Below are 22497 nucleotides of genomic sequence, written 5' to 3' on the forward strand. Positions count from 1 at the left end.
ACTGACCCCAGGCCTACGTCGGGTTGCTGCGGAGCTTGCGTCGTTCTCGTTGGTTGGGGTGGCGAATGACCACGCCTCCCGTGCCGCCGGTTCCGGTGAGCCGGATCAGGGGGGTCCCCGGGAGCCGGTCGGGGGTGGTGTCGTCCTTGAGGCCGCCGAAGCCGGGGTTCATGCCGCTGGTGTCCGCGGCCCAGGTGTCGGGGATGATGATCGTGACGCCGGAGATCTCTCCGTACGCCTCCACCGCGACCTCCGTGAGCCGGCACTCGACGCGGGTGAAGTCGAGTGTCACGCCTCCCACGCCTCCGTGAGCGGTCACGTGGCCGGGGACCTCCCAGCGCTCGGGGCCCCGCGAAGCGCCGAACGTGCCGCCCGTGACCACCAACGGCGGCTGGTTCGTCGGGGCGGGCGGGCCCGGCAGGTCGGCGGTCAGGACGGCCAGCTCGGCGTAGGTCCTGGACGTCAGCGCCTGCTCCAGCCGCGCGTCCAGCTCGTCGAGATCGATGCGCCCCTCGGCCGCCGCATCACGCAACCGCTCCACCACCGCCTCCCGGTCGTCGTGGGAGGCCCGGAGGTCTCCTGGGGCGACGGCAGGGCGCGGGGAGGGCTCGGGAGGCTGATGGGCTGTCATGCCCACCAGGATAGGCAGGCGGGTGGACCGGCGAACCGGGGCTGCGTGCGTTGCCGGGGCCGCGCGATGCCGGGTCCGCGCGCGTCGGCTGTCTGCGTGCCGTGGCGATGTGCGGAGTCGGCCGGAGTCAGTGGCTGGTGAGTTCACCGGTGAGCTTGCCGTGGAGGTCGGCGCTCGGATCGTTCAGGCCGATGATCTCCACCGTCTTGCCGCGCTGCCCGTACTTGGTCTCGATGGCGTCGAGGGCCGCGACCGAGGAGGCGTCCCAGATGTGGGCGGCGGACAGGTCGATGACGATCTTGTCGGGGTCGTCGGCGTAGGCGAACTGGCCGACGAGGTCGTTGGAGGAGGCGAAGAACAGCTCGCCGGTCACGGAGTACACCACGGTGCTGCCGTCGGGATCGGTGACGCTGGAGACGCGGGCGAGATGGGCGACGCGCTTGGCGAAGATGATCATCGCGGTGACGGAGCCGACGACGACGCCGATGGCGAGGTTGTCGGTGGCGACCACCACGATCACCGTGATGACCATGACGGCGATCTCCCCGGCGGGCATGCGCTTCAGCGTCTTCGGGGCGATGGAGTGCCAGTCGAAGGTCGCGAACGACACCATGACCATGACGGCCACCAGCGCGGCCATGGGGATGTCGGAGACGACCGGTCCGAACACGATGCACAGCACCATCAGGAACGCGCCCGCCAGGAACGTGGAGAGGCGGGTGCGGGCTCCGGAGACCTTCACGTTGATCATGGTCTGGCCGATCATGGCGCAGCCGCCCATGCCGCCGAAGAGGCCGGTGACGATGTTGGCGATGCCCTGGCCGATGGACTCGCGGGTCTTGGAGGAGTGGGTGTCGGTGATGTCGTCGACCAGCTTGGCGGTCATCAGCGACTCCATGAGGCCGACCAGGGCCATCGCGAACGCGTAGGGGGCGATCGTGGTCAAGGTGTCCATGGTGAAGGGCACGTCCGGCAGCCCGGGCACGGGCAGCGACGAGGGCAGCTCGCCCTTGTCGCCGACGGTCGGCACTGCGATCCCGGCCGCGACCGTGATGGCGGTGAGGATGACGATGGAGACCAGCGGGGCCGGGACGGCTTTGGTGATCCTCGGGAAGAACACCATGAGCGCGAGGCCCCCGGCGAGCAGCGGGTACACCGCCCAGGGGACGTCGTGCATCTCGGGGATCTGAGCCATGAAGATCAGGATGGCGAGGGCGTTGACGAAGCCGACCATCACCGACCGCGGGACGAACCGCATCAGTTTGGCCACGCCGAGGGCGCCGAGGGCGATCTGGATGATTCCGGCGAGGATGACGGCGGCGATGAGGTAGCCCAGGCCGTGTTCGCGGTTCAAGGGGGCGATGACGAGGGCGACGGCACCGGTGGCGGCGGAGATCATCGCGCGGCGGCCACCGACGACCGAGATGACCACGGCCATGGTGAACGAGGCGAACAGCCCGACCGCCGGATCGACACCGGCGATGATCGAGAAAGAGATCGCCTCGGGGATCAGGGCCAGCGCGACCACCAGGCCGGCCAGGATCTCGGTGCGCCAGACCTTCGGGTTGTTCAGCCATTCGGGCTTGAGGCCGCGCAGGCGTGCGGTGGGAGTCGATGCGGAAGTGGGCAAGGGAGCAGGCACCTGTCGTGCTCGGCCACAGCCCGTCGGCGGGCCGGGGCGTGCGGGAAGGACGCGCAGGGCCGGAGCGGAGACCTGCGGACGGCCCGCAGGGGGCCGGAAGGGGAGAGGGCGGAGCCTGGCTCGGGCGGCGGGGCGGCCGGCGGCTCACAGGGGGCGCGAAGGATCACGGTGGGCAGGCGGCGGCGATCGGCGTCATGGGCTCGCGCACGCTCTCTCCTGCAAGAATCGGGACGTCCGCCGGGGCGTCATCGGCCCCGGGAACGGCAGCAACGGGGCAGGCCGGTCGCTGCCGCATCGGCAACTCTACCCTAACGTTAGAGTAGGGATGGGTGGGTCGAGCGCGATGCGGCCGCCACGACGAGAGAAGAGAAGGGCGAGGGCCACAGGCGTGGACGACGACCACATGCAGATCGGCGAAGTCGCCGCACGTACCGAACTGTCCCTGCGCACCATCCGCCACTACGAGGAAGTCGGGCTCGTCGTCCCTTCCGCCCGCTCCCAGGGCGGCTTCCGTCTCTACACCGAGACCGACGTGCAGCGACTCATGGTCGTCCGTCGGATGAAGCCCCTCGGTTTCACCCTGGACGAGATGCGCGATCTGCTCGACGTCACCGACCGTCTCGACGCCTCCCGAGCAGCCGAGAGGGCCGAACGCGCGGAGCTTCTGGAGCGCATGGCCGTCTACGAGCAGACCGCGGCCCGGAAGATCGAGGAGCTGCGCACCCAGCTGAGCCGGGCGGAAGACTTCGCCGCCACCCTGCGTGCCCGGCTCCAGAACGTGGCCGGTACCGACAGCGCTTCGCATACTGCCGCGGTTCAGGGCTGACCTGGAGCCTGTTCCTCGCTGCGGAGCCGCGCGGTGACGGGCCGGTTGTCAGTGGCGGCTGGCAGCATCGATGCCATGGCTTCCCGAGTCCGCCGGCAGTGCGGGCGTCGTCGACCACGCAGGAGGAACGCATGGCTCAGCTGTTGAGAGTCCAGAACTTCACCGTCTCCAGTGACGGCATCGCGGCCGGTGAGGACCAGACCCTGGAGAGGCCCTTCGGGCATGTCGACCCCGGGCAGATGTTCTCCTGGGCCGGTGCCACGGCGAGCTGGCCGATGCGTACGGATACGGGGGGCAGCCGCGGGCTCGACGACTACTTCACCCGGGACTTCGAGCGCAACATCGGCGCCGAGATCATGGGCCGGAACAAGTTCGGGCCCCAGCGCGGGCCCTGGCCCGATGACGCGTGGCGCGGCTGGTGGGGCGATGAGCCTCCGTTCCGTACGCCGGTGTTCGTCATGACCCACCACGAGCGGCCCTCGTTCACGCTCTCCGACACCACGTTCCACTTCGTCGGCGGCGACCCCGCCCATGTCCTCGCGCAGGCGCGGGAGGCGGCTCAGGGCAAGGACGTGCGGCTCGGCGGCGGGGTCACCACCATCCGGGAGTTCCTCGACGCCGACCTCGTCGACACCCTGCACGTGGTGGTCTCCCCGGTGACGCTCGGGACCGGGCTGCGGCTCTGGGAGTCGCCGGACGAGCTGCTCGACCGGTTCCACCTGGAGGCCGTGCCCAGCGCGAGCGGGGTGACGCACCACCTGTTCTGGCGGAAGTGAGATGGCCCGAGGCTGTTTCGCGCCGCATTGACCTCGGGTGCCGGGCGCCAGCAAGATCTCCGGTGTGAAACCTGACATACCACCGCCTTCGCCCTGGGACCCGCCCGCGCCCTCGACCACGCCTCCGGCCGGTGGGCCCGCCTGGCCGCAGGGGCCCGGAGGCAGGTGGCCGCAGGCGTCCGGGCCTGGGTGGCCGCCGCAAGGCCCCGGATCCGCCTGGCAGCAGCCGCCCGGACCCGCCTGGCAGCAGGGCTGGCAGGGGCCGGCACACGGGTTCGGGCCGCCGCCCGGTGCCGTACCGCCGGCCGGGCCCGTACGGGCCGAGGCCGGGTCGCGGTACGACCAGCAGGGGCGTAACGGGCAAGGCGGCAGGTTCGGGTGGCTCGGGGAGTTGTCGCTCGTCGTGCTGCTGGTCGTGGTCGGCATCCTGGTCGTCTCGGTGATCGGGCTCGTCCTCGCGGAGGTGCTGGACGCGGGGCCGGCGTCGGCGGAGAGCGACATGTTCTTCGCGGACCCCGTCGCCGACACGGCCCTCCAGCTCGCCGGCATCGCCATCGGGATACCGGTCGTCCTGTGGGGCGCCCGCTACCTGGGCAGGCGGCCGGCCGGGACCGTCTCCTCGGTCCTCGGGCGGCTCCGGTGGAAGTGGCTCGGGCTCTGCGCCGCCGTGGCCGTTCCGCTGATCATCGTCCAGTTCGGGGTGATGTTCGCGTGGACCTGGGGCGAGGAGTCGGCCGAGCCGGCCGGCGACGGCTTCCCCGGCTGGACCGCCTTTCTGGTGAGCCTGGCGGTGCTGGCCGCGCTGGTGCCGTTCCAGGCGGCGGCCGAGGAGTACGTCTTCCGGGGCTGGCTCGTCCAGGTGATCGGGCGGGTCGTGCGGTCGCCGTGGCCCGCCGTCGTCCTCTCCTCGCTCCTCTTCGCCCTGGCCCACGGGTTCGGCGAACTCACCGGGTTCATCCTGCTCTTCTACTCGGCGCTGTGGTGGGGCTGGCTGGTGATCCGGACCGGCGGCCTGGAGGCGGTCATCACCCTGCACGTCGCCAACAACCTCCTCGCCTTCGGCCTTGCGGCCGGCTTCGGCGAACTCGCCTCCACCGAGACGGCCGCCGACGCGCCGTGGCAGGCGATGGCCCTGGAGTTCGTCTTCGCGCCGCTGTACTGCCTGGGCATGGCGTGGCTCGCCGACCGGCGGGGCGTTGCGCGGGTGAGCCCCTGAGCCCCTGAGCCCCTGAGCCCCTGAGCCCCTGAGCCCCTGCGGCCCCTGCGGGCCCCTGAGCCCCTGAGCGGCTGCTGGGGCGCGGCGCAGGGGCCGGCGGGGGCCTGGTTGGATGAGGGCGGGTCCATGGGCAGGGGCTCGTGGGCGGAGGGGGGATCCATGGCGGACGAGGGGCGGTTCCGGGCGAGCGGGTGGCGCGGGCGGGAGGTCGAGATACCGAGCTCCGGCCGGGTGGCGGGGCCGGTCGTGCTGGAGCTCAAGGGCGGCCTGACCACGTCGTTCAGGCTGCGGGCGATGCGGAGATCGAGCACGCACAAGTCGTACGGCGACGAGATCACGAGCACGTACGGCCCCAGGGCCCGCAGGGCGATGCTGCCCAGCGGCTACCACCGTGTGGAAGTCCACCGGGTCAGCCCGGGGAAGAGCACCGGTTCGGGATTCGCCCGCTGGAAGCTGCGCACCCTCGATGTGGCTGAGCTCTCCGTACTGACGGACACCCTGTCCGGCCGGAACGACGACGTGGTGTTCTTCGACGGCCCCGCACGCTGCTCGTTCGTGTGGGAAGGCCGCTTCGAGGGCGGTCGGCTGCGCTTCACCTCGGTGACGGGGGGAATCGCCCGGGAGATCAGCGCGGAGCACGCCATCCGAGGTGTGGTCGTCGTGCCGGGCAAGGGCTTCCTCTCCGTCTCCACGTGGGGGCCGTGGACGCTGAAGAGGCTGTGACGGGCGAGCCTCCCCGCGTACGGGCTAAGGGGCGAGCCGCCCGCGTGCGGGCCGCGGGTCGCGTGGGGCGCGGGCCCGAACTCAGAACCGTACGGTCAACTGCGCCTGCACATGGGCCCGCAGGACACCTGCCATGTCCGTCGCGCAGTCGCTGATCAGCCACTGGATCTGGAGGCCGTCCATCAGGGCGATCAACTGCTGCGCGGCGGCGGCCGGTTCGATGTCGTCGCGTAGTTCGCCCGCCTCCCGGGCCTGGCGGTAGGCCAGTTCGGTGTTGGCGACCGACGTACGGTAGCGGGCCTCGAAGTGCGCGTGGGCCGGGTGGTCCGGGGAGGTGGCCTCCGCCGCGACCACCGAGAACAGCTCGACGATCCCGCGCCGCTTCGCGTTCAGCTCCGCGAGGTCCACCAGCCGGCGCAGATGGTCCACACCCTGGGTCACCCCGAGCGCCAGCCACTCGTCGTCCACGTCGTCGCGGCGCTGGAGCACCGCGAGGAGCAGGGCCTCCTTCGTCGGGAAGTGGTGCAGCAGGCCCGGGTGGGAGATGCCGCAGCGGGTGGCGATGACGCGGAGCGAAGCGCCCCGGTACCCGGCCTCGCCGAACAGGGTCATCGCCTGGTCGAGGATCTCGATCCGTTTGGCCCGGCCCTTGGCGTAGCCGCGCCGCGTTCCCGGAGTCACGCGCATTCACCCGCTGTCATCGCAACGCCTCTCTCGTTCCCGCCGTCCCCGTCCCCGTCCCCGTCCCCGCCCCCGCGCTGCCGCCGAGGCCGCTCCGCGTGGGTCGAGCCCGCTCCTCGTGGGTCCGGTGCTCCGGCTCAGATTCTCACAGGGGTGAAGACGTATCTTTCCAATACTTACCAAGCGGTCGGTATTGAGCGTACGGTACTGCGGAGTGCCGTCGTGAAAGGAACTCCTGTGGGCCTCCTGCCGCCGTACCTCGACCCCGCGCTTCCCGTCGCGGACCGGGTCGCCGACCTCCTGGGCCGCATGACGCTGCCCGAGAAGGTCGGCCAGATGCTCCAGCTCAACGCCAAGGAAGGCGTGCGGCATCTCGTGGAGGACCTGCACGCGGGATCGATCCTGCACGCCTCGCCCGAGCGGGTGCTGGAGGCCGCGGCCCTCACCGAGCAGACCCGGCTGCGGATTCCGCTGCTCGTCGCGGAGGACTGCATCCACGGCCACTCCTTCTGGGAGGGCGCCACGATCTATCCGACGCAGCTCGGCATGGCGGCCACCTGGGACACGGAGCTGGTGGAGCGGATCGCGCGGGCCACGGCGGTGGAGGTCGCGGCGACCGGCGTGCACTGGACGTTCTCGCCGGTCCTCTGCATCACGCGGGACCTGCGGTGGGGCCGGGTGAGTGAGACCTTCGGCGAAGACCCGTACCTCATCGGTGAGTTGGCCTCCGCGATGGTGCGCGGCTACCAGGGCGACGGGCTCTCCGACCCGACCGCGATCCTGGCCTGCGCCAAGCACTTCGCCGGGTACTCCGAGACCCAGGGCGGGCGCGACGCCAGCGAGGCGGACATCTCGCGGCGCAAGCTGCGGTCGTGGTTCCTGCCGCCGTTCGAGCGGGTCGCCAAGGAGGGCTGCCGGACGTTCATGCTCGGCTACCAGTCCATGGACGGCGTGCCGATCACCGTCAACGACTGGCTGCTCGGCGAGGTACTGCGCGGCGAGTGGGGCTACACCGGCACGCTGGTCACCGACTGGGACAACGTCGGCCGCATGGTGTGGGAGCAGAAGATCTACGCCGATTACGCGCAGGCGTCGGCGGCGGCGGTCCGCGCGGGCAACGACATGGTGATGACGACGTCGAAGTTCTTCGAGGGCGCCCAGGAAGCGGTGGCGGAGGGCACGCTCACGGAGGCGGAGATCGACGCCGCCGTACGCCGCATCCTGACGCTCAAGTTCGAACTCGGACTCTTTGAGAACCCCCGCCACCCCGACCCCGCCCGCCAGGCCGCGTTCATCGGCGGCGCCGAGCACGCGGTCCTCAACCTGGAGGCGGCCCGCCGCTCGCTCGTCCTCCTGACCAACGACGGCACGCTGCCGCTGGCGGGCGGCCTGGAGACGCCCGGGGACGGGCGAGCCACGGGCCCCGGGCCCCGTACGGTCGCCGTCGTCGGCCCCAACGCCGATGACGCACAGACCCAGTTGGGCGACTGGGCGGGCTCCTCGGGGCAGGCGGACTGGCTGCCGGACGGACAGCCGCGCGCCATGATCCGTACCGTCCTCGACGGCTTCCGCGACAAGGTGCCCGCCGACTGGACCGTGGCGTACGCGCCCGGCGCCCGCATCCTGGACGTCGGGCCGGACCCGGAGGGCGAGTTCTTCCCGGACGGGCAGCCGCGCCCCGAGGTCGTCGTCCCGGCCGTACCCGACCCGGCGCTGATCGGCGAGGCAGTTGCCGCCGCCGAGGCCGCCGACCACGTGGTCGCCGTCGTCGGCGACCGGATCGAGCTGATCGGCGAGGGCAAGTCGACGGCGACGCTCGAACTCGTCGGTGACCAGGTCGCGTTGCTCGACGCGCTGGCGGCGACCGGCAAGCCGCTGGTCGTCGTGGTCATCAGCTCCAAGCCGTTGGTGCTGCCGCCGTCCGCGCTCGGTGCGGCGGCGATCGTGTACGCGGCCAACCCGGGGATGCTCGGCGGTACGGCGGTGGCGGAGCTGCTCCTCGGCCTGATCGAGCCGACCGGCCGCCTCCCGCTCTCCTTCGCCCGGCACGCGGGGCAGCAGCCGACGTACTACAACCAGGTGCGCGGCCAGCACGGCACGCGGTACGCGGACCTCACGCAGAGCCCGGCGTTCGCGTTCGGCGAGGGCCTGAGCTACACGACGGTCACGTACACCGACCTGGAGCTGCTGACGGCGGTCGTCGAGCCGACGGAGACGGTACGAGCGCGGGTCACGCTCACCAACTCCGGGGCCAGGCCCGCGTTGGAGACCCTCCAGGTGTACGTGAGCGACACGGTGACGTCGGTGACCTGGGCGGAGAAGGAGCTGAAGGCGTACGAGCAGGTGGCGCTGGCTCCGGGCGATTCGCGCCAGGTGGTGATCGAAGTCCCGGTCTCCGAATGCACGTTGGTGGACGCCCAGGGGCGGCGTGTGGTGGAGCCGGGCCGCTTCGAACTGCTGGTGGGGCCGTCGTCACGGGACGAGGCGCTGCTGCGGGCGGAGTTCACGGTGAAGGGGTGAGGTGGGCTCAGTTGCAGGCGAGTTCACGGTGAAGGGGTGAGCGCGGTGGACGCGATGGGGGAGGGAGTTCACGGTGAGCGGTTGATACGGGAGGGGTGGTCGGTGGCCGTGGTGGGCTCGGAGGGTTCCGGGGCCTCGGGTGGTGGTGCGGGCGTCCGGGCGGCGCGCTGGCCGAGCACCACTCCGCACAGCGTGAGGACGAGGCCGAGGACCTGCCGGCCCGAGAGGCTCTCGCCGGCCAGCAGGAGCCCCAGCAGCACGCCCGTCACCGGGTTGAGCAGCCCGAGCAGGCCGACCGTCCCCGCCGGCAGGTGCTTCAGCCCGAGGAACCAGGCGGCGAACGCGATGCCCGTGGCGACCACGGCGAGGTAGCCGAACCCGAGGAGCGCGGGTCCGTCGAGCACGGGCGGTGCGCCCTCCACGAGGGCCGCGCACGGCACGAGCAGCAGCCCGCCGCCGAGCAACTGCCAACTGGTGGCGGCGAGTACGTCCACCCCGCCGCTCCACCGCTTGGCCAGGACGTACCCGTACGAGGACATCGCCATGGCCCCGACCGAGGCGAGCACACCGATGGCGTCCACCGACCCGGCGGCGGTGAACACCATCAGGCAGACGCCGCCGACGCCGGTCAGGGCCCCGGCGAGGTGCTTCCAGCCCGGCCGCTCACCGACCAGCGGCCAGGCGAGCATCATCATGAAGAGCGGCGCGAGGGCCATGACGATCGACGCCAGGCTGGTGGGGAGGCGCTGAGCCGCCACGTAGACGAGGGCGAAGAAGCCGCTCATGTTCAGCGCGCCGAGCACGAGGGACTTCCACCACCAGTCGCCGTGCGGCAGCTTCCGGCAGAGCGCCAGGAGCAGCAGCCCGGCGGGGACCGCGCGGAAGGCGGCGCCGTACAGCGGGTGGCTCTCGGGCAGGTATTCGCGCGTGACGAAGTAGGTCGTGCCCCAGGCCACGGGGGCCACCGCCGTGACCAGCGACCATTTCAGGTTACCTTCCATGGAAGCTATTATGCCTTCTATGGAAGGTAATTTTGGGGACGTCGCTCCGGAGGACTCGGACGAGGCGGAGGCGGAGGTGGGGGCGGAGATGGGGGTGGAGATGCCGGAGCGTGCGGGCCGGGACGGGGCCGTGGTGGAGCGCGGAGCCCTCGACCATGTGGCCCGTATCCAGGCCGAGTGGGCGCGGGAGCGTCCTGACGTGGACGTGTCCCCGCAGGCGGTCATCGGCCGACTGCACCGCCTGGGCCGACTCCTGACGGCCCGCCTCGACGTGGTCTACGCGGCCCACGGCCTGTCCGAGGGCGAGTTCGACGTGCTGGCCGCGCTGCGCCGGGCCGGGGAGCCGTTCGAGCGCGCGCCGGGCGCACTGGCCGCGCACACGATGGTCACCACGGGCGCGATGACCAAGCGGATCGACCGCCTCCAGCGCGCCGGTCTGGTGGACCGCCGCCGCTCGGCGGCGGACGGCCGGGGCCGGGTGGTGGCGCTCACCCCGGCGGGCCGGTCCCTGATCGACCGGGCGTTCACCGAGCACATGCGCAACGAGCGGAACCTGCTGGACGCGCTGGATCCGCAGGAGGCGGCGGAGCTGGAGCGGCTGCTGACGGGGTGGTTGGCGCGGGTGGAGCCGGTGGCGGCGGTGGAGCCCGTGGAGTCGGTGGCGGAGCGGACGTGAGGCCGGAGCGGGAGCCGCAACCGCGACCGGAGCCGGAAGCGGAACCGGAAGCGGAACCGGAGCCGGAAGCGGAACCGGGCCCGCCGAAGCGTCGGCCCCCGGTGTGAACAGGCGTTATGGGGGCAACGGCGGATAGGAAGGCGGACCCGCCGCCGCGACCGACGTGGGAGAACCGCCGTGACGTACACCGATGCCGAAGACTGCTCGCCTCAGCTGCGGGGCGCGCTCGAATCGGTGATAGGCGGTTACATGGCGTCGGTGGCGGAGGTGCTGCTGGCCGAGGAGGTTCCGGTGGCCGGCGTCTCGGCGTACGGGGATGTGCACGACCCGAGCCAGGACGACTTCGCGGGGGACGTGGAAGGGAGCGTGGAGTTCACGCCCGCGTTCAGCCGGACGCTCCTCGGCGACGGCGGCGAGACGGGGCTGCTCTGGTGCGGCGTCTCCGGATGGTGCTTCTTCCACATCCCTGAAGGTTCCGGCCGCTCGCTCCTGGACTCGGCCCGCTGGATGGGCAGCGGGCTGACGCCGGAGCCGGTACGGGTCGCCGCGTTCCTCTCCGAGGTACGGCTGGACCCGCGCGAGGCGGGCAGCGGTGAGCGGCCCTTCTACCGCGCGCCGCACAGCGATCCGGACACACTGCTCCGGCGGCTCGAAGCCTTCGACGCGGAGTCGGGGCCCGAAGACGTCGTGACCCGCCTGCGGAGTACGGCCTGTCGGCGGCGCGCCGTGGAGGCGCTGACGGCGGAGGACCAGGAGATCGTCGACGTAGCACTCCACACCGGCGAACTGGAGGCCTTGGCAGGCCTGCTGGAGTACGTCGAGGGGGCCACGCCGGACGACGTCCTGCGCGAGCTGGCCCGCCGCCTCGCCCACGACCTGGCCCTGCGGGCGCGCGACGGGATCGAGAGCGTCGACGAGCACCGTGAGGCGTTCTCGTACGCGGAGGAGCAGCGCTGAGGATGGGCCGGGGGCCCCTTGAGTCGTTCGCCGTTCGCTGTTCGCCGCTCGTCAGGAGCCGGCTGAGACCTTCGTCAGCTTGTACAGATCCCAGGAGTCCGGGTCGCCGATGTACTGGTAGAGGGTGGGCCGGCTCTCCGTCCCGCCGACGGACCACTCGGCGAACGCACACGTGTCGACGGTGACGCCCACCTCCTGAGCCCAGCTGCTCGCGCCCGCGTCGTAGGTCCAGGTGCCCTGCCCCGTACAGCTGCTGTCCGCGCCGCCCTCGTGGCCTTCTTCGTCCGCGCTGTCCTCGAAGCGCCTGTCGTGGAGGTCGTCCTCGATGCCGACGGCCGTGACCTGGCCGTCCGCCCCGAAGGTGAGTGTTCCGCCCTGCCCGTCGGACCACCGCCCGACGACCTCCGCCGATGTCACCGTCGGCGGCCGGTACTCCTGGAGGAGGCCCGTGGACAGGGCGACGCTCCCGAGGACGCCGGTGAGGATCACGGTGCCCAGGCCCCACAGCGTCACCGGGCCGAAGATCCGTTCCCGGGGCGACCGCCAGAGCAGGGCCGGGACGGTGAGCGCGGCCGTGGTCAGCAGCCACCCCAGGGCGATGTCCCCCGGCTCCCCGCCGCCGCGCACGGCCACGGCGACGCCGACGAGGACGAGGGAGACGGCCGCCGCCACCGGAGGCACCCACCACCACACCTCGCGCCCGCCGAACCGGCGTCCCAGCGCATCGCTCAGCCAAGCCGTGGGCAGGACGAAGGCCACGGACAGCCCGGCCGCGACGAAGGCCCCGAGTACGGCGAGGACCGGCAGGAACAGGATGAACAATGGTGAGCCGCCACCGTAGTTGGGCGACTCCTGTGTGCTGGCGTACACGTCGGACACGACGAACGCGAGCGCCGCTTCCAGGAACAGCACCCATATCGAGAGCAGCAGTGACAACCCGTAGAGCCGCTTCTTCTCCACCGTTCCATCCCCCCAGCGCGCGCCGACGGGACCATCGTGTCAGAGCCGTTTGAACGCGTTCAACGGGGGTGGTCGCAGGGAGTACGCCCGCTGCGGCCCACCCCGACTTCCGCCCCGAATCCCACCCCGACTCCCGACGCAACGGGCGACGCAACGAGCGACGCGCCGATCGACCCGCCGAGAAGAAGCGTTTCCGCGTGCGGGCATTCGCCCGTACGGGTGTGGCGTGGCGCTCCGGCGGCCCTCCGGACGCGCACAATGGGGCGGCGGTTCGTGCAGAGGTGCCGAGGCCCTCTCCCGCACCTTGCGCTGAAGGAGGACCGGTGGCTGATGGCTGGGCGGTTCAGCGGACGGGGCCCGGTGACCAGGCCCGTACCCAGGCGAGGGAACAACTGCTGGACGCCGCACGGGAGCTGTACGGGGTCGTCGGCTACCGGGAGACCTCCGAGGCGGACCTGTGCGAGGCGGCCGGGGTCACGCCCGAGGTGCTCCGCCAGGAGTACGGGACACGGGAGGGGCTCCTCATCGCCCTGCACAACCGGGTCACCACCGTCGGCCTGCGGGCCGCGGAGGCCGCCCTGCTCTCCGAGGGGATCGACGAGTGCGCGATCGCGGAGCGGGTCCGGCGCCTCTTCGACGCGTACGTGGAGTCCGTCACCCGGGACCCGCGCGAGGCGAGGGTGACCTTCGTCGAGGTGCTGGGCGTCAGCGCGGTGGTGGACGAGCACTGCAAGCTCTGGCGGGCGCTGTGGACGGAGTTCCTCACAGGGGAGGCCGAGCGGGCGGTGGAGCGGGGTGAGGCGGAGGACCGGGACCACCGGGTCGACGTCATGGTCATGGTCGGCACGGTCCACGAACTGATGGCCCACCACACCCGCCGCTGCCGCCGCGCCCGCCCGGAAGAGGTCTCGCGCGAACTGACGGAGCTGGCCCTGACGATGCTGGGGTCGCAGCGGGTGGGGTGAGGGGGCGGAGGTGCGGGGCGGTCACTGCTCGGCGAGGAGGCCGGGCAGTGTGCGCATGCCGTCGAAGATGACTGTGCCGGGCCCTCTTCGAGGCCCCGCAGAATGGACGGCCCTCCTGCTCAGGCAGCCGACTCCGCCGATGCGTACTGCCGTTCGTCGTCGTGGTGCACGACCGATGCGACGGTGCGGTTCACGTGCCCTTGCGGTGTGTGTGCCAGGTGGTGGCGGCCGTTGCGAGGCGCAGAGTCCACGGGTCGGGGTCGCGGGTGCTGATTTCGTGCCAGAGGTTGTGGTTGGCGGTGGCGAAGGCGGTGACGGCTTCGGCGGGGGCGGTGTGCCAGGCGGGGATCTCGGCGGCCCGTTGTTCGGCGGATGTGGGGGTGTGTCCGGCGGCGATGAGCCAGATGATCCAGTAGCCGGCGTCGAGCCAGGGGGCTCCTTGGGTGGCCCAGGCCCAGTCGACCAGGCGGGCCCGGTCGCCCTGGGGGCCGTGGTCGTCGATGAGGACGTTGGTGTTGTTCAGGTCGGTGTGGAGGAGGTGGGTTCCGGCGAAGTAGCGGAGTTCGTCGGGGTGGGTGACGTAGCGCTCCAGGCGCTGTTCGGCTCGGCGCAGTTCGATGGTGGGGCAAGGGGTGGTGCCGAGGCGGCGTAGGAGGGCGGCGACTTCGGGGAGGTCGGGGGAGCCGGGGGTGTAGTCGGCGTGGTGGCCGTCGAGGGGTTCGAAGCCGAGGAGGTCCCAGCCGGCGGTCTCGACGCGCCAGCGGAGGGCGGGGGCGAGGCCGTTCAGGAAGGGGGCGATGGCGGCTTCCCGGTGCTGGGTCCAGGCGCGGGGGTGGTCGGTGCGCAGGCCCTTGATGTGCCAGGCGCCCGTGGCGGAGGTGACCCGGGCGGCGACCTCGCTGTTGAAGCCCTCGGTGGTCTCCGTGACCGTGAGGAGGGGGCCGGTGTGTTCTTCGACGGCGGCGCGGGCGGCGGGCGGCAGGTCGTCGAGGCCGATGCGGGTGGTCGCCATGGGGCTTCACTTTTCCATGAGGGCAGTGGTGAGGGCTTCGGATGGAAGAACGTTCCGAAGCCCCCGTGGTTCTGTGCGGCCGGTTGTCTACCGGTAGGGGTTGTCGTCGTTGCAGCCGGGGACGGCCCCTTCGGACAGCGCCTCCAGGTCGTCCAGGAGGATCACTCCCTCGGGCTCCTCCGGGGCGGGTGGCCGGGGGCTGATCTCGACCGTGACAGTGGTCATGGCGTTTCCTCGCTTCCGTGTTGGCAGTAGGTGTTCAGTGGTGCCTTCGCTTCCTGGTAGGCCTTGGCGAGCGGTCGGCAGACCCGGCAGGTGCCGGAGAGCTGACAGCCGCCGCAGCCACCGGTGCGAAGCATCTGGGCATCGGCGATGCCGGGCAGACGGAGGAGTCCGTTCAGGCCCTCCGCGAGGAGGTCGATGGGGTTCTCGCGGCCGACCTTGCACATGGTCGCCAGGCCGTGCGGGTCGACGTGGAAGAAGGTGTGGCCGGCGGGGCAGCCCTTGAAGATGCTGGTCTTGTCCAGGAAGCCGGGGGCCTGCGCGGCCAGCGGTTCGGGCGTGCCGGTGTACGTGGGGGAGATCGACCCGTACTCCGTACGCACGGCTCCGAAGCGGTCGGCCAGAGCGCGCATGTCGTCCAGCTCGTGGGCGTTGTGCCGGGTGATGATCAGCGCGAGTTCCAGCGCGATGCCGGCCGCGTGTGCCGCGACGAGGCCCTTCTCGACCAGCTTGAACGCTCCGGGCTTGCGGGTGAGCGCGTCGAAGCTGTCCGGGGTGGCTCCGTAGAGGGAGACGGTCACCTTGTGCGGTGGCAGGTCGCGCAGGAGGCCGATCATCTCGGGTCGGTGGAGCCGGGAGCCGTTGGTGAGGATCTCGATCAGCATTCCGGAGCGGTGGGCGAGTGTGTACGCGCCCACGAAGTCCCGGTCGATCAGCGGCTCGCCGCCGGTGAACTGGAGCCACAGCACTCCGGCGTCCCGCAGCAGGTGCAGGAGCCGGACTTTGTCCGGCCAGGGCAGCCCTTCGAACTTCCGCTCCGCGAGGTAGCAGTGCTCGCAGTTGAAGTTGCAGCCCTTGTTGATCTCGTACGTGGCCCGGCCGTAACCGAGCCCGGTTTCCGGCCGTACGACGACGGCGTCCCGCATGACCGAGGCCGTCAGGTCCACCTTCCAGGCCGCACGGGCATGGTCGAGGAGCCAGGGCGGTAAGGGGCTGCTGCTCTCAGCGGTCGAGGCCAGCTCCTCGTACAGGGCCCTGGGGATGCGCATGCCGCCCTTGGAGCCGGGGCGGGCGATCAGGAACGTTCCGTTGTACGGGCTCGCGATCAGCTGGCGCACGAGGCCTCCCCCGGGGCGTTCTGCCAGGTGTGCTGCTCGGGGTGGCCGGCGAACAGGCAGCAGCCCTGGCTGTCGGGTTCGGGTTCGGGGCCGGTGACGGGGCAGTCGCGTAGTACGACCAGGTTCACGTAGTCCGCGCGCCAGCGGAGCCACAGCGCGGTGCCGTACGTGGCGAGTTCGGCCAGGAGGCCGTAGTGCTCGTCGCCCTCGTGGGAGGACAACTGGCACTGGAGGGCGCGGTCGACGCAGCCGTCCGGGGCCTTCTGCCGTGCTTCCTGTGCCAGGGCGAGTGGTACCCGGCGCCAGTGTGTGCACCGCATCACGACACCTCCTGCAGAGAGCCTTCGGTGTCCGAGCCGCACCCCGTGCAGAGCCGGCATGCGCAGGGCGGGAGAGCACAGGGGTTGTCCAGAAGCGGCAGATTGTCGTCCTCCCGTACTTCCGTCACCGGCCCCCACGTCCGGCCCGAGTCACGGGACACTCTGAGTCTCAGGAGAACTCGCGGTCGGGTACTGAGGTCATCGGCCTGTGTGTCGCCTCCGAGCTCGTACACGGAGGTCTCGTCTCTCGTGGTCATTCGCCGGGCTCCTTCAGCTGTCCCGGGACTCGTCCGGGTCAACAACCAGGAAATCGGCTGGAGTCGGGAGCAACCACGGCATCGGTGCGGCACTCTTGAAGCAGATCTGTGCATAGTCGCCGAAGGGGCCGACGCTGCGGGGAGTGGGGGGCATGGGACTGGCGGAACGGCGCAAGGCCCTGGGCTACAGTCAGGAAGAGTTGGCTCAGTTACTCGGTGTGGACCGCACAACGGTTGGGCGCTGGGAGAACGGCAGGGTCTACCCGCAGCCACCCCAGCGGCGGGGCCTGGCTGCCGTGCTCGAAGTCAGCCTCGAAGAGCTGGACGCCCTCCTCGGCCCACTGCGAGGCTCAGCCCGGGAAACCGGTGGTAACCAGTCCAGCGAGCCCCCGAACGCGGGAGACCCTGACGAAATGATCCGCCGCGCATTCCTCCGCATACTGACCGTCAGCGGTGCGTTGACCGTGCTGCCCGTAGACGAGGCGGAAGCCCTAGCCGAGGGTGTCCGAGGCGGCGTTCCTGCCGATTTCGCCCGGATGAACAGCCATCTGTGGCAGGTCTACCAGCTGTCCCGTTCCAAGGGAGCCGTCTATCCGGTCGTGCGCGACCAACTTGCCACGCTCAATGATGCCTTGACCGGTCATCATGGAAGCACTCGCCTGCTGTTGAATGCGGCGGCCGATCTGTTCCAGCTGGCCGGTGAGGTGGCGTTCGACGGGAATCGGTATGCCGATGCCTCGGCTTCGTACGCGCTCGCGGCCTCGGTCAGCAAGGATGCCCAGGCGTACGACCTGTGGGCATGCGCGTTGGTGCGGCATGCGTACGTGGACATGTCCGAGCGGCGCTACCGGCAGGCCGCACAGATGCTTGACGCGGCCGAGCGCCTGGCGGGCCGGGGTGACCGGAACCTTTCGACCCGTCACTGGGTTTCTTCGGTCCAGGCTGAGGCGTACGCGGCTCTCGGCGACCTGGAGGCGTGTGAACGCGCGATGGACCGCGCGGAGACTGTCCGCGATCTCACCGCCGACAGCGTCAACGGTGGATGGCTCCGTTTCGATGGCGCGAGGCTGGCCGAGGAACGGGGCTCACGCTACGTACGGCTCGGCCGTCTCGACCTGGCAGAGGAGGCCCTGGAGCGTGCGCTGGCGCAGACGGCCCTGGCGCCGGGGCAGTCCTACCGCCGACGGGGTGCGGTGCTGACGGACCTGGCGGCGGTCGGGGCGAAGCGGCGCGATGCAGAGCAGGTCGTCGCGTACGGCAAGGAGGCGATCAGCCTGGCGCGCGCCTCGGGATCGGGGTATGTCGGCCGTAGACTCCGAGGCCTGTGCGACGAGTTCGGGCCCTTGAGCCGTGACCACCGTGTGGCGGAACTGAGGGCGGAGATCGCCACGCTGGGTACGCCGTGACGAGAGAGGGATGGCATGTCGCAGACCGAGATCGAAGGTGCACGACTGTTCCGGGAAGCCTGGATCGCGGGAGTTCACCGGCACTTTCCCGGTGAGCCGAAGGCCGGTTACGTGACTCCGTGGGATGAGACCCCGCAGTGGGAGCGCGAGGCGGCCGGGGCCGTGTACGAGCAGGTGCGGCAGTTCGTCGAGGTCAGTGGCGGGCGTACGTCGCGGTTGTCCCGTGAGCAGCGGGGGCGGTTCGTTGCGGTCTGTTGGACGGCTCAGATGTTCCGGCACTTCGATGACCCGAAGCCGGGCTACGTGGCGGACTGGGCCGACCTGCCCGGCTGGCAGCAGGAGACCGACGCCGACATCTTCGACGACGTGGAGAAGGCGTTGAGCTGACCGGCGGGAACGAGCCGGAGGGCCTCGGCCGTGCTTCTACCAGTCTGCCGTGGCCCACGCCCTTGGGTGCGGCTCTGCTGTCGGCAGATCCCCCGCACACCGCCCCGCCCACATGCCAGGCTGGCCGCATGACCCAGCGTACGAACGCGACCGAGACCGAGACCGAGACCGCGACCGCGACCGGGACCGGGACCGTCGCCGTCCACCGTCTCGACCTCGGATTCTTCGTGCGGCCCGCGTCCGAGACCGGCGGGCCGCAGCCCAGAGTGGAACCGGTCCTCGCCTACCTCGTCGAGCATGAGCGCGGGCGGCTTCTCTTCGATACGGGGATCGGGGCCGGGGATCCCGGGGCCGAGGCGCACTACCGGCCCCGGCGGCGGCCGTTGCAGGCTGCGCTGGCCGCTGTGGGGGCGGGACTTGAGGACGTGGGCCTCGTCGTGAACTGTCACCTCCACTTCGACCACATCGGCGGCAATCCTCTGCTCGCGGGCGTGCCCGTCCTGGTGCAGGAGGCCGAGTTGGCGACCGCGCGGCGGGGCGGGTACACCATCGACGCGCTGGTCGACTTTCCCGGCGCCCGGTACGAGGAGTTGTCCGGGGAGGCCGAGATCTGGCCCGGGGTGTGGGTCGTGCCGACCCCGGGGCACACCGACGGGCATCAGTCGCTCGTCGTCCGGCAGGGGGACGGCACGGTCGTCGTCCTTGCCGGGCAGGCCCATGACTTCGCCTCGCACTACGCCTCCGACGAGCTGGCCCGCCGCGCCGCGCTCGACGGGATGGCGCCGCCACTTCCGCCGTACCGGCCCTGGATGGACCGGCTGGCCGCGTTCGGGCCGGGGCGGGTGTTCTTCGCGCACGACTGCTCGGTGTGGGAGCCGGCGTCCGGGCGTGTCAGCCCTCCGCGGTGACCGGTGCGCCGACGAGCGCGGGCTGCCGTGCGTACGGGCCGCCCAGCCCCCACGCCTGGTGCATCGCGTCCGCGAAGGCGGCCGCCAGGAGGTGTTCGCCGGTCGGGCCCGGGTGGGTGCCGTCGTACGTGTCCGTGTGGATGTCGTAGCCCGGCGGGCGCGAGGCCAGGAGGAGTGGGGAGACCGGGGTGTCCAGGTCGGCCACGGCCTTGGCGAGGAGTTCGTTGAAGCGGGCGCAGGAGGCGGCGAAGGGCGCGTCCGACTCGGCCCGGACGTTCGGTATCACCGGGAGCAGCACCATCCGGATGTGCGGGTCGGCCGTGCGGGCCGCCGCGATGAACGTGCGCGCGTTGGCCGCCGTCTGCTCGGCGTCCGTGTAGAACCCGAGGTCTATCAGGCCCAGCGAGACCAGCAGCACGTCCGCCTCCGCCGCGCGCACCGCGTCCGCGATCACCGGGGCCATGTGCAGCCACCCCTCGCCCCAGCCCGCCAGGTGCCTGCGCGCGGCGGGCGGGAAGGACGGGTCGGCGTACGCGTCGGAGAGCGGGGCGTTCGCCTCGGGGTCGTGCAGCGCCGTGCGCGGGCCGACGATCTCGTACGAGGCCGGGCAGACCGCCTCGAAGTGCTGCCACAGCCGGTAGCGCCAGGTGAAGTCGCCGGTGGCGCCGATGGTCATGGAGTCGCCGACCGGGAGAAAACGCATGGCGTCATCATGGCCGATCACGGCTGTGGCCTGCGACGTGACGATGGACACGGTGGGGTGGGCGGGGGCGGACTCCGCGGTGGACGGGCCCGCGACCGTGGACACTTGGGCCATGCGTTCGTATCCGAGCCGCCACCGGGCCGCCGCAGGTCTCGCCGTTCCCGCCGCAGCCCTCCTGCTGCTCCTCGGGGCCGCCTGCCCCGCCGTCGCCGCCGACGGGGAGCCCGACCGTGACTTCACGATCGAGGACCCCCGTATCACCGAGTCCAGCGGCCTCGCCGCCAGCCGTCTGCACCCCGGCGTCTACTGGACGCACAACGACAGCGACGACGGCCCCTACGTCTTCGCCGTCGACTCCCGCACCGGGAAGACCGTCGCGACCATCACCATGCGGGGCGTGGGGGAGCCGCGCGATGTGGAGGGCATCTCGATCGGGCCCGACGGGGACCTCTACGTCGGTGACATCGGGGACAACCTGGACGGCACCTGGAGCCACGTCTGGATCTACCGCTTTCCCGAGCCCAAGGCTCTCCGCGACGCCACCGTCACCGCCACCCAGTACGACGTGAAGTACGCCGACGGCGCGCGCAACGCCGAGGCGCTGATGGTCCACCCGAAGACCGGACGCGTCTACATCGCCTCCAAGAACGAGGACGGCGGCAGGCTCTACGAAGGGCCCACCAAACTCACCGCCGGGTCCACGAACACCTTCCGGCGGGTCGGCGAGGTGCCGTGGGTGACCGACGGGGCCTTCTCGCCCGACGGCGGCTCGCTGGTGCTGCGCTCGTACTTCAGCGCCCGCGTGTACGACTTCGCGGACGGCCGCCTCGGAGAGAGCCGCTCGGTCGCCGCGCCGTTCCAGCGGCAGGCGGAGTCCGTGACGTACACGGCGGACGGTTCGGCCCTGATGTTCGGCTCCGAGGGGGCGGGCAGCGAGGTCGTGCGGGTCGAGATCGAAGGTGGCGCCAAGCCGTCGGGGGGCGGCGAGGAGAAGGGGAAGCCCTCGGGGAGCGGCAGTCCTGCTCAGGGGGCCGGTGACGGTCAGGGCGAGGACGGCAAGGGGAGCGTGGGGCTCGGTGCCGTGGTCGTCATCGGCGTCGGAGTTCTGTGGTTCGCGCTCCGGAAGAAGCGGGGGTGAGGGGGTAGGGGGGCGGAGAGCGCTTCGTACGCGAGCCCCGGTCGCCGGCCTCAGTCGCCGTTCACCACCGGCCACACCTCGTAATGCAGCGTCCTGTCCCGCTTCAGCCGGTGCACCAGCGGCACCAGCACGCCCTGCACGATCGGGTACTTCCGCGACAGCATCCGCGCCGCGTACGTGTTCTCCTTCGTGCCCGGCCGCAGCAGCCGTGCGTGGGCGCTGATCTGCGGACCCGTGGGTCTGCCCCGGACCGTGCACGGTGCCAGCTCCACCTTCGGATGGTTGCGCATCCGCTCGACCTTCCAGGCGGACGCGAACGTACGGATGAACGCGTGATCGCCCTCCACCGCGATGTTCACGGGCGTACCGACCGACGTGCCGTCCTGGCGGTGCGTGCTCAGTAGGACGGCGTACTGCTTCACGAAAGGGGCTAGCTCCCGGCTGGCGTCCATATATCCATTGGGGCACGCGCCGGGCGCCCTGTCATGTCCGGTCATGTGCGGTACGTCAGTCAGCCGGCTGGCCCGTCCGCCTTCCGCTCCGCCACCAGGGCCTCGAAACCGGCGATCAGCCGTTCCAGCCCGAACGTGAAGTGGTCGAAGTCGGCGCTGAAGGTGTCCTCGGCCATCCCCGCCATCATCGGGTACGCGCCGCTGAGCATGGCCCGCTCCAGGTACGGGCGCTGGCTGTCCCAGAACTCCTCGTCGCTCAGCCCGGTCTGCGCCACCGCCTCCGCCGCGTCGGCCTGGGTGCCGGCGAGGCCCTCCACGAAGCTGTTGACCGTGATGATCACGCCGATCAGTTCCGGATCGCGCAGGCCCATCGAGCGCAGCGCGGTGAGCGAGAGTTCCAGGCCGCGCAGGGCGCTGGGACCGAGCACCGTACGGGCCTGGTTGATCTTCAGCAGCCAGGGGTGGCGGCGCAGGTTGTCCAGGTGGGTCCGGGCCATGGTGTCGATCGCCGACCGCCAGTCGCCGGGGGTGCTGCCCCCACTCCTGGGCTCGGCGGCCTCAGGCGCGCCGTCCCCGCCGTCATGCTCGGCGGGGAGCGGCTCGCCCAGCACCCGGTCCAGCATCAGGTCCAGGAGTTCGGCCTTGCCGGGGACGTACCGGTAGAGCGACATGGTGCCCGTGCCGAGCTCCGTGGAGAGCCGGCGCATGGAGACGGCGGAGAGGCCCTCCGCGTCCGCGACGGCGATCGCGGCCGTGACGATCCGGTCCAGCGTGAGGCCCGGTTTGGGGCCGCGGCTGGGGCGGTCGCCGGTGCCCCACAGGAGCTCCAGGCTGCGCGCTATGTCGCCGCTCCCGGCCGTGGTGTCGTCCGTCGTCCGGCCGGTCGTCGCCGGTGTCGTCGCCGGTGCCGCCGCCGGTGTTGTCGCCGCTGTCGATCCGTCTTTCGCCATGGGGGCAGCGTAGTGCGCCGGAGGCGGTGTGGGTACGCCGTACTCGTATT

At 71.2% G+C, this 22497-nt stretch carries 23 protein-coding genes and 1 pseudogene; 12 read left to right on the forward strand and 12 right to left on the reverse strand.

The window, feature by feature from the left end:
- Positions 1–13 precede the first annotated feature (13 nt).
- Positions 14–631, reverse strand: a complete 618-nt coding sequence (locus ACQP09_RS20015; RefSeq protein WP_433401618.1) for a DUF1707 SHOCT-like domain-containing protein — start codon at positions 629–631, stop codon at positions 14–16.
- Between the two features lie 127 nt (positions 632–758).
- Positions 759–2261, reverse strand: coding sequence for a SulP family inorganic anion transporter (locus ACQP09_RS20020; protein WP_433401620.1), 1503 nt, complete (start codon positions 2259–2261; stop codon positions 759–761).
- 400 nt (positions 2262–2661) lie between these two features.
- Here ACQP09_RS20020 and ACQP09_RS20025 point away from each other — a divergent pair, with 400 nt between their 5' ends.
- From ACQP09_RS20025 to ACQP09_RS20040, 4 genes and pseudogenes are all read left to right on the forward strand, one after another.
- The gene (locus ACQP09_RS20025; RefSeq protein WP_433401622.1) at positions 2662–3099 is read left to right on the forward strand and encodes a MerR family transcriptional regulator; all 438 of its coding nucleotides are present in this window, start codon (positions 2662–2664) and stop codon (positions 3097–3099) included.
- A 131-nt stretch (positions 3100–3230) separates the two neighbouring features.
- Entirely contained in the window at positions 3231–3875 is a 645-nt protein-coding gene (locus ACQP09_RS20030) for a dihydrofolate reductase family protein (protein ID WP_433401624.1), read from the forward strand.
- A gap of 313 nt (positions 3876–4188) precedes the next feature.
- Positions 4189–5091: pseudogene (locus ACQP09_RS20035) on the forward strand (lysostaphin resistance A-like protein); the annotation flags it as partial.
- Between the two features lie 159 nt (positions 5092–5250).
- Positions 5251–5814, forward strand: coding sequence for a hypothetical protein (locus ACQP09_RS20040; RefSeq protein WP_433401626.1), 564 nt, complete (start codon positions 5251–5253; stop codon positions 5812–5814).
- Positions 5815–5895: 81 nt separating this feature from the next.
- Here ACQP09_RS20040 and ACQP09_RS20045 read toward each other — a convergent pair whose 3' ends face one another.
- Positions 5896–6495, reverse strand: coding sequence for a TetR/AcrR family transcriptional regulator (locus tag ACQP09_RS20045; RefSeq protein WP_433401628.1), 600 nt, complete (start codon positions 6493–6495; stop codon positions 5896–5898).
- 237 nt (positions 6496–6732) lie between these two features.
- Here ACQP09_RS20045 and ACQP09_RS20050 point away from each other — a divergent pair, with 237 nt between their 5' ends.
- Complete coding sequence (locus tag ACQP09_RS20050) at positions 6733–9015, forward strand: glycoside hydrolase family 3 N-terminal domain-containing protein (RefSeq protein ID WP_433406675.1); 2283 nt, start codon at positions 6733–6735, stop codon at positions 9013–9015.
- A gap of 68 nt (positions 9016–9083) precedes the next feature.
- Here the strand turns inward: ACQP09_RS20050 and ACQP09_RS20055 are convergent, their stop codons facing one another.
- Positions 9084–10016, reverse strand: a complete 933-nt coding sequence (locus ACQP09_RS20055) for a DMT family transporter (RefSeq protein ID WP_433401629.1) — start codon at positions 10014–10016, stop codon at positions 9084–9086.
- A gap of 100 nt (positions 10017–10116) precedes the next feature.
- On the opposite strand from ACQP09_RS20055, the gene ACQP09_RS20060 reads away from it, so the two are divergent.
- Positions 10117–10692, forward strand: a complete 576-nt coding sequence (locus ACQP09_RS20060) for a MarR family winged helix-turn-helix transcriptional regulator (RefSeq protein ID WP_433406677.1) — start codon at positions 10117–10119, stop codon at positions 10690–10692.
- 177 nt (positions 10693–10869) lie between these two features.
- Positions 10870–11649 (forward strand): hypothetical protein, encoded by a 780-nt coding sequence (locus ACQP09_RS20065; protein WP_433401631.1) that lies wholly within the window; start codon positions 10870–10872, stop codon positions 11647–11649.
- A 51-nt stretch (positions 11650–11700) separates the two neighbouring features.
- Here ACQP09_RS20065 and ACQP09_RS20070 read toward each other — a convergent pair whose 3' ends face one another.
- Positions 11701–12609, reverse strand: a complete 909-nt coding sequence (locus ACQP09_RS20070) for a hypothetical protein (protein WP_433401633.1) — start codon at positions 12607–12609, stop codon at positions 11701–11703.
- 323 nt (positions 12610–12932) lie between these two features.
- Between ACQP09_RS20070 and ACQP09_RS20075 the strand changes: the two genes are divergently transcribed.
- On the forward strand, positions 12933–13574 hold the full coding sequence (locus ACQP09_RS20075; protein ID WP_433401635.1) for a TetR/AcrR family transcriptional regulator: 642 nt from the start codon (positions 12933–12935) through the stop codon (positions 13572–13574).
- Between the two features lie 190 nt (positions 13575–13764).
- On the opposite strand, the gene ACQP09_RS20080 is transcribed toward ACQP09_RS20075, so the two are convergent.
- The 4 genes from ACQP09_RS20080 to ACQP09_RS20095 all read right to left on the reverse strand — a co-directional run bounded on the left by ACQP09_RS20080 (position 13765) and on the right by ACQP09_RS20095 (position 16246).
- Positions 13765–14586 carry an aminoglycoside phosphotransferase gene (locus tag ACQP09_RS20080; RefSeq protein WP_433401636.1) on the reverse strand — a complete coding sequence of 274 codons (822 nt, stop codon included), beginning with the start codon at positions 14584–14586 and terminating at the stop codon, positions 13765–13767.
- 87 nt (positions 14587–14673) lie between these two features.
- Positions 14674–14811 (reverse strand): hypothetical protein, encoded by a 138-nt coding sequence (locus tag ACQP09_RS20085; protein WP_433401638.1) that lies wholly within the window; start codon positions 14809–14811, stop codon positions 14674–14676.
- Entirely contained in the window at positions 14808–15926 is a 1119-nt protein-coding gene (locus ACQP09_RS20090; RefSeq protein ID WP_433401639.1) for a radical SAM protein, read from the reverse strand. The genes ACQP09_RS20085 and ACQP09_RS20090 overlap by 4 nt, the downstream gene beginning before the upstream one ends.
- On the reverse strand, positions 15914–16246 hold the full coding sequence (locus ACQP09_RS20095; RefSeq protein WP_433406678.1) for a hypothetical protein: 333 nt from the start codon (positions 16244–16246) through the stop codon (positions 15914–15916). Before ACQP09_RS20095 ends, ACQP09_RS20090 begins: the two co-directional genes overlap by 13 nt.
- Before the next feature lie 409 nt (positions 16247–16655).
- On the opposite strand from ACQP09_RS20095, the gene ACQP09_RS20100 reads away from it, so the two are divergent.
- From ACQP09_RS20100 to ACQP09_RS20110, 3 genes are all read left to right on the forward strand, one after another.
- On the forward strand, positions 16656–17909 hold the full coding sequence (locus tag ACQP09_RS20100; RefSeq protein ID WP_433401641.1) for a helix-turn-helix transcriptional regulator: 1254 nt from the start codon (positions 16656–16658) through the stop codon (positions 17907–17909).
- A 15-nt stretch (positions 17910–17924) separates the two neighbouring features.
- Complete coding sequence (locus tag ACQP09_RS20105; RefSeq protein WP_433401643.1) at positions 17925–18296, forward strand: hypothetical protein; 372 nt, start codon at positions 17925–17927, stop codon at positions 18294–18296.
- A 128-nt stretch (positions 18297–18424) separates the two neighbouring features.
- On the forward strand, positions 18425–19204 hold the full coding sequence (locus ACQP09_RS20110) for an MBL fold metallo-hydrolase (protein WP_433401645.1): 780 nt from the start codon (positions 18425–18427) through the stop codon (positions 19202–19204).
- On the opposite strand, the gene ACQP09_RS20115 is transcribed toward ACQP09_RS20110, so the two are convergent.
- On the reverse strand, positions 19188–19958 hold the full coding sequence (locus tag ACQP09_RS20115; RefSeq protein WP_433406680.1) for a GDSL-type esterase/lipase family protein: 771 nt from the start codon (positions 19956–19958) through the stop codon (positions 19188–19190). The genes ACQP09_RS20110 and ACQP09_RS20115 overlap by 17 nt on opposite strands.
- Before the next feature lie 61 nt (positions 19959–20019).
- Here ACQP09_RS20115 and ACQP09_RS20120 point away from each other — a divergent pair, with 61 nt between their 5' ends.
- Positions 20020–21045, forward strand: a complete 1026-nt coding sequence (locus tag ACQP09_RS20120) for a WD40 repeat domain-containing protein (protein ID WP_433401646.1) — start codon at positions 20020–20022, stop codon at positions 21043–21045.
- A gap of 50 nt (positions 21046–21095) precedes the next feature.
- Here ACQP09_RS20120 and ACQP09_RS20125 read toward each other — a convergent pair whose 3' ends face one another.
- Complete coding sequence (locus tag ACQP09_RS20125; RefSeq protein WP_433401648.1) at positions 21096–21497, reverse strand: PPOX class F420-dependent oxidoreductase; 402 nt, start codon at positions 21495–21497, stop codon at positions 21096–21098.
- Positions 21498–21556: 59 nt separating this feature from the next.
- Positions 21557–22447: a TetR/AcrR family transcriptional regulator gene (locus ACQP09_RS20130; protein WP_433401650.1), complete on the reverse strand. Its 891-nt coding sequence runs from the start codon at positions 22445–22447 to the stop codon at positions 21557–21559.
- Positions 22448–22497: the final 50 nt, after the last annotated feature.

The sequence above is a fragment of the Streptomyces sp. CA-146814 genome, from assembly GCF_050942385.1.
Taxonomy (GTDB): domain Bacteria; phylum Actinomycetota; class Actinomycetes; order Streptomycetales; family Streptomycetaceae; genus Streptomyces.